Origin of the sequence: Roseixanthobacter psychrophilus, assembly GCF_043195195.1 — a bacterium.
Lineage (GTDB): Bacteria > Pseudomonadota > Alphaproteobacteria > Rhizobiales > Xanthobacteraceae > NCEH01.
Genome location: NZ_JBAFWT010000075.1, coordinates 1 through 11,813, shown reverse-complemented (window position 1 = coordinate 11,813; position 11,813 = coordinate 1). Strand labels below are relative to the sequence as shown.

Sequence of the window (11,813 nt, the reverse complement as noted above, 5' to 3'; positions counted from 1 at the left end):
TGGTTACGAGATCCGCAAACGCGCTGCGGAAGGGCCGCTCAGCTACTTCACCGAGGCAAGCTTCGGGGCCATCTATCCGGCGCTCGATCGCCTTTGGCGCGAGGGGCTGATCGAAAGGCGACGGGAGGCCCGCCCCGCAAGGTATACTCTCTGATGGAAGCGCGAGAAAAGGCTTTGGTCGAGGCCCTGCATCAGCCGTTGAAGCCCGACGTATTCAAGTCCGAGTTCCCTCAAGGTGAGCCACCGCGAATGACCTTCCTGGCTGCCGCGTAACCTTCCGCTTGATGCGCCTGAATGGACTTGTACGAGAAATCATAGTCGAGAGAAGCAGGTTCCCGGTCTTGTCCTTGCCGCACGAACCGCGTGATGGTCGTCGCAGCTCCGTCGCCCATGAGCTGAATATACGCTGGTAAATGTTTGATCCTCGCGATCTCCGCCGGCGCGAGATGGGTGAGAAGGTGATCGATGAGCTTGCGGTAGGCGCCGATCGTTTCGCGATGGCGTAGGTCACTTCTGATCCGTTCAGAATAGACGATCTCGTCGCGTCGGAGCAGCACCTCCATCATGTTGGTCGGAAGCGGACTTGTGCCCGAGAACAGGTCGACGATGAAAACGCGCTTGCCGTCCGAACCGCAGCGATCGATGACAAGATCGATCGGCGAGTTGCTGACGATGCCGCCGTCCCAGTAGGCCTTGCCGTCGACGACCGTCCAGGGGAACCCCGGCGGCAGGCTGCCGCTCGCCAGGACATGCTCGGGAGTGAGATCGTCGACGTAGCTGTCAAAGACTTCAAGCTCCGCCGTGGTGACATTGACAGCGCTGAGAAGCAGCCGCACCGGGCTTGTCTTGAGAGCCGCGAAATCCACGTATCTCGCAAGAAGCTCCTTCACCGGCGCGGTGTCGTAATAGCTCGTCCAGTTTATCGGGAATTCGGTGAGCGAGCTGAACGGCTGCATCCAGCGGGGTCGGAAAAACCGCGGCACCCCGAATGTCAGGACCTGTAACGCTGCCGCCGCTCGCTCACCGCAGGCGAATGGCAGCGCCACGGTCGCGACGGCCAATTCGGCCCAGAATGCTTCAAGCGCCGGCGTCGCATGACGCGGGTTGCTGGCGATGATCGCGCCGTTGAACGCGCCGATCGAAACGCCGGCGACGATGTCCGGGAAAATCTGCTCCTCCTCGAGGGCCTTGACGACGCCGCACTCGAAGGCGCCGCGCGCACCCCCGCCCTGAAGAACCAGCGTCGTCTGCGCGGGAACTCGGTCGAGGGGAAAGGCCGGGTCATTCAGCCGGTCCTTGATCGCGCCCAGGTTCATCCGATAGCGGATCCAGCTTTCGGCGAGCCGGGTTTCGTCGACAGGCCTGTCTATCGAGAACAGCGCACGCGGCACGTCGCCCCTGAGATAGAACAGCGCGAAGGATCGGTCCTCGATCGCGCCGCGACCGATCCGTTCTTCCGCCTCCGCCGGCCAGCCGAGCATGTTGAAAGCAATCTCGCCGATCTGGCAGAAGAAGTAGGAGACCTCGTCATAGGGCAGCCGGCGCCCCATCATGTTCCTGGCGGCGAGGCGGCCCTGCTTCACCGCGTTGTCCCAATGTTCGATGTGGCGGCGCCGCGCGAAAACCGGGTCATAGAACGTGGTGACATCGCCGGCCGCGAAGACATCCGGCGCGCTCGTCCTCAGCAGCGCATCCACAACGACGCGTCCGTCATCGAGAGCGATACCGCTGTCACGGAGGAATTCGGTGGCCGGCACGACGCCGATGCTGATGACCACAAGCTCGCAGGGTATCCGCCGCCCGGATGTTGTTTCGAGTTCCTGAACACGGTCCTGGCCATGGAAGGCAACGGCCGTCTCGTTCAGCAGCACCGAGACTCCACGACTTTCGGCATAGCGTTGGAAGTGGGCGGAGAGATCGGCGGATTCGAGATGAGGAAGAAGTCGCGCACCGAACTCGATGATGGTCACCTCAAGGCCGCGCTCGACCAGCGACATGGCGATTTCCATCCCCAGAAAGCTACCGCCGAGCACCACGGCACGCCTGGCCTGGGCGGCCGCCCGACGAACCGTCTCGGCGTCGCCTTTCTGCCGCAGCGTATGGATTCCGGCGAGGTCCGCGCCGGGAACGGGAAGAGGCTTCGGTGTCGCGCCGGTGGCGATCAGGAGCCGGCCATAGTGAATCCGTTCGCCCGTTGCGGTCGTTATCGTGTGGCTTTCCGGATCGACGGATGCCACCCGGACACTGAGTTCCAGATCGATCGCCTTCTGGCGATAGAAGCTTTCGGGGTGAACGAAGATCTGCTGCCCGATATCGGCGTCGAGCAGCATCCGCTTGGACAGGGGCGGCCGGTGGTAGGGCGGCACATCTTCCTGCGACAGGATCAGAATCGAACCGGCCGCTCCTTCCGCTCGCAGCGTCTCGGCCGCGACGGCGCTGGCGACGCCGCCTCCGACCAGCAGGAAATCGATATGTCGCGGCGGGGAGTGCGCGTTGCTGCCGGACGGAGCCGCATCCGTCGCCACCCCTTGGCCGGGCTCGAACCCGGGCATTATGACGTGGGTCCTTTACGCAATATACGGCTGGGCCGAGCCTGAGCGAGATAAGCGCCGGGAGCGGCCCTCCCGGGCCGGAAGGCATATTTCTCCCCGGGCGGCGGGACCGGAATCCCGCGCAGGATACGTGCGGCCGAAGGGCTCAATTTCCATTCTCCCGAATGAAGCGGCTGATATGCGGAAGAACCTCCTGTCGCCAGCGGGAGCCGAAGAACAGCCCGACATGGCCCGCGTGCGTGCAGAGCAAATGACCACGCCGTTCGGCGGGAATCCCCGCACAGAGATCATGGGCGATCTGCGTTTGACCCGGTCCCGAAATGTCGTCCATCCCGCCTTCGATGGTCAGCAGCGCGGTCTTCGTGATGCGTTCAGGAGCGATCTTCGTGCCTCGCCACGCCAACCGACCTTCTGCCAGGGCGGCCCGGTGGAACACCTGAGCAACCGTATCCAGGAAGAATTCCGCCGGCACATCGTCAATCGAGAAGAAAAGCCTGAAGAACGGATGGCGCAAGGCATCGCTGCCGTCGTCGTGAAGAAACTTGGCGAGAAGCTCGCCACCACTTGCGCAATGACGGAAGAGATAGGTCGAAAGCATCATCAACTCAGTGCTTCCCGTATAGACGCGTCGGCCATGCCCTCGCCGGGAGGCGGGGACAGTGGCGATGACATAATTCTTGAACCATGCCAGAGGCAGACCGCGTGTCAGAAGATCGATGCGGGTCGGGCTGATGCGCGTGTCGAGCTTGCCGCCCAGCAGCGTCAGCGTCGCGGGCCGCACCGGGTCCTCCGCGAGGATCGCCGCCGCCGCCAGCGCCGGCAGGGCGGACTGGCAAAGTCCGATCACATGGGTCGCGCCGCCGAGATACCGGATCATCTCGACGACATAGGTGATGTTGTCTTCGAGGCCGAACGGACCGTCTCGGGCGGAAACGTCAGCGGCGTCTTTCCAGGCAAGACAATAGACGTCGTGGCGGGGCAGCATTCCAAGGATCATGTCGTAGAGGATTTCCGCCCTCATGCCCGAGAGAGGCGCGACGACGAGTATCGGAGGCCTTCGTCCGGTCAGATCCGCCTCGAAATGCAGAAGGCGGCCAAATGATTTTTCGACTACGCTTAGTTCTCGAACGCTCACCAACCTCCCGTCGATCACTATATGTTCGATACCAATCCTTGGACCGAGCGGTAAGTCGTTTTGTGTTGTGAGACCACTGATGTGCGCTCGATGGCGACCCGAGCGTGAGGCTTGTTTCTCTTCCGCAGAGTGCTTTTTATGCGGCACTGGAAGCTGCCCCGTAAAGATCAATCTCACATCCGTTCACAGTTGCCTGAATACGTGATGCACCAGCTTCACGTCCCCCGAGGCTGCGGCGAACAAGTCGACGTCGTTGCGTGCGGCGATCAGCACCAGAGAGGCTGTGCCTCCGGGGCTGCAGCGCATTGAAAGCGTGATTGGTGAGGAAATCCCAGGTCATCACACCCTCATCGCTGCAAAACGTAGGTGCCCGGCGCGTCCTCGATCGGCGGATAGCCTTTGTCCGGAGCGCCCATGCTGGGGGGCGGCACGGTTTCCGGAGAGGAGTGGGCGCCGAGCCACTGCGTCCATTCAATCCACCAGGAGCCGCCCTTCCGCTCCGCCGCGAGCAGCCATTCCTCTGGACCGAGATCGAAGTCGGCGACGCGCTTCGTGGCGACACGGAAGCGGCGCCGGGGATGGCCGGGCTCGCTGACGATGCCGGCATTGTGACCGCCGCTCGTCAGGACGAAGGTGACGTCGGTGTCGGTGAGCTGGTGGACCTTATAGACGGACCGCCACGGCGCGACATGGTCGTGCTCGGTGCCCACGACGAACATGGGCGCGCGGATGTTCTGGGGAACAGCGGGACGGCCATCGACCATGAAGCGGCCGGCTACCAGCTCATTGTCGAGATAGAGGCGGCGCAGATATTCGGAATGCATCCGATAGGGCATGCGGGTGGAATCCGCGTTCCACGCCATGAGATCGGTCATGGGCGCGCGCTCGCCCATCAGATACTCGCGCACGTGACGGGACCAGATGAGGTCGTTGGTGCGCAGGAGCTGGAAGGCCCCGGCCATCTGGTCGGGGGACAGATAGCCCCTGTTCCACATCATGCTGTTGAGGAAATGCATCTGGCTGTGGTCGATGAACAGCGCGAGTTCACCGGGCTCGGTGAAATCGATCTGGGCGGCGAGCAGAGTCACCGAGGCGAGCCGGTCGTCGCCCGCCCGTCCCATGGCGGTGGCGGCGATCGTCAGCAACGTCCCGCCGAGGCAGTAACCGGTGGCGTGGACCTTTCGATCGGGAACGATGGCGTTGACGGCGTCGAGGGCGGCCATGACGCCCATGCGCCTGTAGTCGTCCATGGTGAGGTCGCGGTCGGCGGCGTCCGGATTGCGCCAGGAGACGCAGAAGACGGTGTGGCCATTCTCCACCAAGTAGCGGACCAGCGAATTCTCCGGCGAGAGATCGAGGATGTAGTACTTCATGATCCAGGCCGGGACGATCAGGACCGGCTCCGCCCGGACTTTGTCGGTCGTCGGGGCGTACTGGATCAACTCGATCAGGTGGTTGCGGTAGACGACCTTGCCGGGCGTGACGGCAACATCCTTGCCGGGAATGAAGCCGTCGGTTCCAACCGGCGGCTGGTTGGTGGCCGTGCGGGTGGCGTCCTCGACGAAGTTGCACCAGCCCTGGATGAAATTCGCACCACCGGTTTCGAACGCCTTGGCGACAACCTCAGGATTGGTGAGCGGATGGTTCGAGGGTGAGAACATGTCGAGCAGCTGGCGGGTGACGAAGGAGACGACGTGCTCGTGGTGCGGTGTGACGCCGGGCACCTCGTGGGTCACGTTATGCCACCATTGCTGATTGAGCAGGAACGCCTGGGCGAAGGCGGCGTAGGGCTGCTTCTTCCAGCCCTCCGCCGCAAACCGATAATCCCCTGGCAGCGGCTCGATGCACGGCGGCGTATCGGAATGGGTGCTGGCCGCGGCGAGGTAGCCCAGAAGGCGGCTTGTCTTGCGCTCCGCCTTGTTGACGAGCTCAGCGCGCTTGCCCGGGGCCGCCGCCAGATGAATTGACCAGTCGAAAAAGGCGAGCGCGAGGGAGGCCGGGGAAAAGCCGGCCGTGACCTGGGCGACGACCACGTCGCTCATGCGGTCGATAGCGCGAAACCCCTCGCTGCCGACGCTCTCTTCGCCGCTCGCGGCGACCGCCGTCAAAGGCTTTGTGGTGGAGGCTGCTGCTGTCATCGATCGTCTCCCTCGGCCGCGCGCGCGGCCACATCATAGGGACGGGCGCCGATCAGAACCTTGAGCAGTTGGACGGTGAGCTGCTGGACCTCACCGTCCTCGGTATCGAGCAGCGGCTCGACCGTGAGGACCTCCCTGAGGACACCGATCCCCAGGAGCACGGCGGCGATCATCGCGGCGCGCCGCGCGGAGGACGGATAGGTCATCTTTGAAATCGGCTCGATGAAATCGGCCAGGGCGCTGTCGTGCAGGATCCTGGAGGCTTCACGGCTGCTCAGCGAGCGCATGACGATATCGAACGCTCCGACCTCGTCGTCGTGGCGTAGTGCCTTATGCGAGAGGAGTTCGGTTGAGAGTTTGGTGGCAAGAAGACCCGGCGAGGTCCCAAGGAAACGTTCCGGGCGTCTCGTTGCCCGGACAGCCTCGGCGAAGAGCAGTTCCTTCGAGCCGAAGGAGCGGTGCACATGGGCGACATCGACACCGACATCGGCCGCGATGGCCCTGAGGGACGTGTCTTCATAGGACTGCCGCGCGAACCGCAGGATCGCCGCCTCGAGGATCTGCTCGCGCGTGGCTGCTGCGGCACGGGCGGTGGATCGGGCCATGAGGAACTCCAGATTTCGGTTGCGTTTTTAAAGTACACCACGATATCATATTTTTGGTCAACGCGCGTTGCGATAAATCAATGACGACCGGCGGCTTGATAATAGAATAATGGTGTCAACCACTTTTCTTGAAAGGATTACCTCGTCATGGCGACCGAAACGACACCGCCGAAAAGCCAAACGGCCGCATCCAATCCCCTATTCGCGTCCATCCAATCCCCTATTCGCGTCTCTGGGCAATACAGACTGGGTAAAACTCTGGAGCGACGCGCCGGCAAAGATTTACGCCGACGGATGGGGGAAGGTTCTGGGCCTAGCCGCAGACAGGCTGCAGGATCAGGCAACTTACCTGAGACAGGTCTCCCAGTGCACCGATCCCGCTGAAGCGTTTAAGCTGAATGTCGCGTTTGCGCAGCAGTCGGTGTCGCATCTGCTGGAGGACGGAACGAAGATATTCGACGGCATCCGCACCAGCATCGCAGCGGGTGCACCGGGCAAATAATATCTGGCTTGGCTCACCGTTGCGGCGCTCACCGGCCGCCCGAGCAGGGTAGGCAGTGCCTCGCCCGCCTTGCGGGTGGACAAGCCGAGCACAAAGCCGGCGAGGATCACCCGGTCGATCTCGGCCGTGGGCTGGGCGTACGTGCGCAGCACCTCGACCGGGGCTGTAGCGCCGGGTCCGTGGCACGTTGAGTTCGATGTCCCCAAGCTCGGTCAGCAGATGCCGGCGGTAGTAACGGTTGCGGCGGTGCGCAACGTCGTCGCCTTCGAGCTGCTCCAGATAGACCTCGACTGCGGTGGCCATCTGTTGCTCGATGATCTCTTCAAAGGCCTGCCGGCCGAGCGGGCGATAACCTTCCGCCCACTCTAACCTGTCAGCCTGCATCGCCTTCACCATCTCGAAGGCCATTGGTAGACTCTCAATCGTCGCAGCCCGCTGTGACATGGAGGGCTCCCCTCGTGAGCTTTGACAGCCACATTTGGAGTACCCCTTCTTGCCTCTGACACAGAACGGTACCTTGCCGCTGCTTGTGGTCGAATTGCGCTCGCCCAGGCCACCCGACAGCGCTCCGCCGCGTGCTTGTCTCCGAGATTCGGAGGCATCGCCTTTCGGGCCGCTTCGGATGAACAAGCTCGCCGGTGCTTTGCTGTTGCCTACGGCCATCCTGACTCTCGACGCAATGCGGGCGATCTTCTACAGGCTAGTGTCGGAATGAGATCGATTTACCGGGCATCAATCGTTTCAAGTCAGCACCCCGAACGCAGCTCCTCTCGACCGGCGGCGCCATCCCGATACATCAAGGAGGCCGTCATCGTGCGGGATGATTTGGAAGGACTGACAAGCGGCGAAGCGCGATCCCGTCTCGCGGCAGAAGGCTACAATGAGCTGCCGCGCGCTGGACATCGATCGCTGCCGCGCATCGCCTTCGAAATCGTGCGCGAGCCAATGTTCGGTCTGCTCATCGGCTCTGGTATCATCTACCTCCTGCTCGGCGACCGCGTCGAGGCGTTGATGCTTCTCGTCTTCGCGTCGATTTCGGTCATCATCGCCATCGTGCAGGAGAGCCGTAGCGAGCGCGTGCTCGAGGCGCTGCGGGATCTCACCAGCCCGCGTGCGCTCGTTATTCGCGACGGCGAGCGACAGCGGATCCCAGGCCGCGAAGTGGTTCGCGGCGATATCATCGTCCTCGGCGAAGGCGACCGGGTGCCTGCGGACGCGCGCCTCATGGCAGCGACCGACGTGCAGGCCGACGAGTCGCTCCTGACTGGTGAATCGGCGCCAGTCCGCAAAGTCGTGGCCGGCGATGACGTCCGTGCCGCGCGGCCAGGCGGTGACGATTTGCCTTTCGTCTTCTCTGGCACCCTTGTGGTGCGCGGCCAGGGACTGGCGCGGGTCCAGGCCACGGGGCCGCGCAGCGAGATCGGCCAGATCGGTCAGGCGCTGGAGGCGATCGACAGCGCGCCACCCCGCCTGACTCAGGAAACCCGCCGGCTGGTGCGTGTCTTTGCCATCTTCGGTCTCGCGGCCTGTGCCTTGACCGTCCTCCTCTACGGTCTGTGGCGCGGGTCCTGGCTCGAGGCGCTTCTCGCAGGCATCGCGCTCGGTATGTCGATGCTGCCCGAGGAGTTTCCCCTCGTCCTGACCGTGTTCACTGTCATGGGCGCGTGGCGGATATCGCGGGCGCGCGTGCTCACCCGCCGCGCCGCGGCCATAGAGACCCTTGGAGCGGCAACGGTCCTGTGCACCGACAAGACCGGTACGCTGACTGAGAACCGCATGTCGATCATCTGTCTCGTTGCCGGCGATGAGATGCTCCGTCTCGAGCCCGGACGGGAGTCGATGTTGCCGGACAGGTTCCGGCGCCTCGTCGACTGGGGCCAGCTCGCAAGCGCTCCCGATCCGTTCGATCCGATGGAGAGGGCGTTTCATGCCTTGGCCGCACAGGCGGGCAGCAGCGAAGGCGACGCGGAGGACAAACAAGAACTCGTGCACCGCTATGGTCTACGCCCGGATCTGCTCGCGGTGACACAGGTCTGGAAGGTTTCCGGGACGGACGATTGCAAGGTCGCCGCAAAGGGTGCGCCGGAGGCGATTGCCGCGCTTTGCCGGCTCGATCAGGAAGCGCTCGGCGCGCTCGCCCGCGACGTCGACCGGATGGCCGCCGAGGGCATGCGGGTCCTCGCGGTGGCGGAGGCGCGCTTTCGCGGCACGAAGTGGCCCGCATCGCCGAAAGGGTTCGCGTTCACTTGTCTGGGCCTTGTCGGGCTTGCCGACCCGCTGCGGCCATCAGTGCTGGAGGCCGTGAAAGAATGCCGCTCGGCTGGTATCCGCGTCATCATGATCACGGGAGACTATCCCGCGACGGCTCTGGCGATCGCCAATAAGGCTGGTTTCGCCGCCGACACCGTCGTCACCGGCGATGACCTTGAGGCGGTGAGCGATGCGGAACTGAACCGGCGGGTGGCCTCGGTCTCTGTATTCGCCCGTACCATGCCGGCGCAGAAGCTGCGGATTGTCCGCGCGCTCAAGGCGACGGGGGCCGTCGTCGCAATGACGGGCGACGGGGTCAACGATGCCCCCTCGCTCAAGGCCGCCGATATCGGCATCGCCATGGGCGGCCGCGGCACCGATGTGGCGCGGGAAGCCGCCGCGCTCGTCCTGCTCGACGATGATTTCGGCTCGATCGTCAAGACCGTCCGTCTCGGCCGGCGCATCTACGACAATCTGCGCAAGGCGATGGGCTATATCCTCGCCGTGCATGTGCCGATCGCCGGCCTGGCGCTGCTGCCACTGCTGACCGGCCTGCCCATCATCTTCTCGCCGATCCACATCGCCTTTCTCGAGATGATCATCGATCCCGTTTGCTCGTTGGTCTTCGAGGCGGAAAAGGAGGAGACGGACATCATGAGCCGGCCGCCGCGCGCGGCGACGAGCCGTCTGTTCTCGTCGGGGCTCGTGCTCTGGAGCCTGCTGCAGGGCGTTCTCGCCTTCGCAGCCGTTGCCGCACTCTATCTGCTGGCGCTGCGGCGCGGCATGCCGGCGGGGGATGTGCGTGCGCTCACCTTCGTGTCGCTCGTGCTGGCCAATCTGGGACTGGTGCTGGTCAACCGCTCCTTCGACAGCTCGGTGCGCGGGGCGCTCCGGTGGGACAATCGCGCGCTGTGGTGGGTGAGCGCCGTGGCCGGCGTCCTGCTGGGCACTGCCCTGGCATGGGCGCCGGCGCGCGATCTTTTTCGCTTCGGGCCGCTGCATGCCGATGATCTCGCCGTCGCGTTCGGCACCGCCATAGGTCTGGTTGTCGTCCTGGAGATCCTGAAGCGATCCTGGCGCGGGTGGCTGACGGCTTGAGTTTCGGGGCGAGGGGCACGTCAATCCTTGCTCGGGTCAGGGGAGGTGCTGCTGGCCCAGCGTTGCGACAGGCCGAAAGCGATCAAGGCAACCACGGTGAACCCCGCGCCGGCCAGAAAGGTCGCGGCCGGACCGTAGGCGTCCCACAAGCCGCCGGCGATGACGCTGGCGATCAGCATGGCGATGCCTCCGGCGAAGTTGAACACGCCGAACGCCGTCCCGCGAAGATCCTCCGGGGCGGTGTCGGCCACGAGGCTCGCGAAAAGCCCTTGCGTGAGCGCCATGTGCAGTCCCCAGAACACGACACCGATCATGACGAGTGAAATGGTCGAACCGAGCGCGAGTATGAGGTCGGCGACGATCAGGCAGACGATACCGACCGCGAGCAATCCACCTCTTCCGATCCGGTCGGAGAGCACGCCGGCCGGATAGGCGCCAAGTGCGTAGACGATGTTCATCACCACCATGACGGTGGGCACCAGCGCGATCGGCAGACCGACATTCTGGGAACGCAGGATAAGGAATGCCTCGGAGAACCGGGCAAGGGTAAGGATGGTGGCGACGCCGACCACGGCCCAGAACTGGCCGGACAGGCGTTTCGCATCCACGAGACGGAGCCTCGGCTTGGCGTCGGCTTCGTGCCGGACCGGTTCGCGGACGGCGAATATCATCACCGCGAGCGAGATGAAGGCCGGGACGACCGCGATCCAGAACACGAAGCGGAAATTGTCGGAGCTGAGCGACATCAGGACGATCGCGGCGAGCGGCCCGGCAAAGGCGCCGACCGTATCGAGCGCCTGACGCAGGCCGAAGCTCGCCCCCCGCACCTCCGCCGGCGCCAGATCGGCGATGAGCGCATCCCGAGGGGCATCGCGGACGCCCTTGCCGATACGATCGATGAATCGCGCCCCCACGACCCAGCCGACCGAGTCGGCCAGCGGGAAGATCGGCTTGGTGAAGGCGGCGAGGCCATATCCTAGGGCGGTCAGCAACTTGCGCTTGCCGAGCCAGTCGGACAGCGCGCCGGAGAATATCTTGGTGATGTTGGCGGTCGCTTCGGCGATGCCTTCGATGAAGCCGACCGTCAGCGTCGACGCGCCGAGCACGGTCACGAGATAGACCGGCAGCAGCGCATGGATCATCTCCGATGAGATGTCCATGAACATGCTGACGAAGCCGAGCGCCCAGATGCCAGACGGGAGCTTGGTGCTCGATCTAGACGTGGCAGGCGGTGTGTCTATTGCCATTTCCCAGGGACTCCGGAACGGGGCGTCTCGCGGCGCGAGTCTTATCGATACCATGTTTCGCGGAGTATTCCCCCAACGGGATATCGAGCTTCTGTAAGCTCCCAGACACCTCCGTCTGGTAGAATTGAGATTTCAGCAACGCTTGAACGAGGGAAGCGCTGCGGATGAAACCACTGAAACCCCTGGAACCAATGGAGCAAGGTTGAGCATGAGTCGTCTGCATAAAGAGAGGCACCTTGTCGGGCGAATTGGATGGCTGCGCGCCGCCGTGCTCGGCGCCAATGAC

General features: G+C 63.8%; 8 protein-coding genes and 2 pseudogenes. 4 read left to right on the top strand and 6 right to left on the bottom strand.

The window, feature by feature from the left end; genetic code table 11:
- Positions 1-10 precede the first annotated feature (10 nt).
- Positions 11-154, top strand: coding sequence for a hypothetical protein (locus V5F77_RS27480; protein WP_429008257.1), 144 nt, complete (start codon positions 11-13; stop codon positions 152-154).
- A gap of 76 nt (positions 155-230) precedes the next feature.
- Here the strand turns inward: V5F77_RS27480 and V5F77_RS27475 are convergent, their stop codons facing one another.
- The 4 genes from V5F77_RS27475 to V5F77_RS27460 form a co-directional block, all read right to left on the bottom strand.
- The gene (locus V5F77_RS27475) at positions 231-2,552 is read right to left on the bottom strand and encodes an FAD-dependent oxidoreductase (protein ID WP_429008254.1); all 2,322 of its coding nucleotides are present in this window, start codon (positions 2,550-2,552) and stop codon (positions 231-233) included.
- 145 nt (positions 2,553-2,697) lie between these two features.
- Positions 2,698-3,858, bottom strand: coding sequence for a polyhydroxyalkanoate depolymerase (gene phaZ, locus V5F77_RS27470; RefSeq protein ID WP_429008253.1), 1,161 nt, complete (start codon positions 3,856-3,858; stop codon positions 2,698-2,700).
- A gap of 176 nt (positions 3,859-4,034) precedes the next feature.
- A complete protein-coding gene (locus V5F77_RS27465) occupies positions 4,035-5,825 on the bottom strand; it encodes a PHA/PHB synthase family protein (protein WP_429008252.1) in 1,791 nt (596 codons plus the stop codon).
- A complete protein-coding gene (locus V5F77_RS27460) occupies positions 5,822-6,430 on the bottom strand; it encodes a TetR/AcrR family transcriptional regulator (RefSeq protein ID WP_429008251.1) in 609 nt (202 codons plus the stop codon). Before V5F77_RS27460 ends, V5F77_RS27465 begins: the two co-directional genes overlap by 4 nt.
- A gap of 109 nt (positions 6,431-6,539) precedes the next feature.
- On the opposite strand from V5F77_RS27460, the pseudogene V5F77_RS27455 reads away from it, so the two are divergent.
- Positions 6,540-6,830, top strand: a pseudogene (locus V5F77_RS27455) (hypothetical protein); the annotation flags it as partial.
- On the opposite strand, the gene V5F77_RS27450 reads toward V5F77_RS27455, so the two are convergent.
- Positions 6,744-7,316: a transposase gene (locus V5F77_RS27450; RefSeq protein WP_429008256.1), complete on the bottom strand. Its 573-nt coding sequence runs from the start codon at positions 7,314-7,316 to the stop codon at positions 6,744-6,746. The pseudogene V5F77_RS27455 and the gene V5F77_RS27450 sit on opposite strands and share 87 nt — an antisense overlap.
- Positions 7,317-7,643: 327 nt before the next feature.
- Here V5F77_RS27450 and V5F77_RS27445 point away from each other — a divergent pair, with 327 nt between their 5' ends.
- Positions 7,644-10,280, top strand: coding sequence for a cation-translocating P-type ATPase (locus tag V5F77_RS27445; RefSeq protein ID WP_429008255.1), 2,637 nt, complete (start codon positions 7,644-7,646; stop codon positions 10,278-10,280).
- Positions 10,281-10,300: 20 nt separating this feature from the next.
- Here the strand turns inward: V5F77_RS27445 and V5F77_RS27440 are convergent, their stop codons facing one another.
- A complete protein-coding gene (locus V5F77_RS27440) occupies positions 10,301-11,527 on the bottom strand; it encodes an MFS transporter (protein ID WP_429008250.1) in 1,227 nt (408 codons plus the stop codon).
- A gap of 208 nt (positions 11,528-11,735) precedes the next feature.
- Between V5F77_RS27440 and V5F77_RS27435 the strand changes: the two are divergent.
- Positions 11,736-11,813: pseudogene (locus tag V5F77_RS27435) on the top strand (VIT1/CCC1 transporter family protein); the annotation flags it as partial.

Bases quoted from the DNA above. Each gene is read 5' to 3' on its own strand.
- V5F77_RS27445 (WP_429008255.1), top strand. From the start codon at position 7,644: ATGAGATCGATTTACCGGGCATCAATCGTTTCAAGTCAGCACCCCGAA.
- V5F77_RS27475 (WP_429008254.1), bottom strand. From the start codon at position 2,552: ATGCCCGGGTTCGAGCCCGGCCAAGGGGTGGCGACGGATGCGGCTCCG.
- V5F77_RS27450 (WP_429008256.1), bottom strand. From the start codon at position 7,316: ATGCAGGCTGACAGGTTAGAGTGGGCGGAAGGTTATCGCCCGCTCGGC.
- V5F77_RS27465 (WP_429008252.1), bottom strand. From the start codon at position 5,825: ATGACAGCAGCAGCCTCCACCACAAAGCCTTTGACGGCGGTCGCCGCG.
- V5F77_RS27440 (WP_429008250.1), bottom strand. From the start codon at position 11,527: ATGGCAATAGACACACCGCCTGCCACGTCTAGATCGAGCACCAAGCTC.
- V5F77_RS27460 (WP_429008251.1), bottom strand. From the start codon at position 6,430: ATGGCCCGATCCACCGCCCGTGCCGCAGCAGCCACGCGCGAGCAGATC.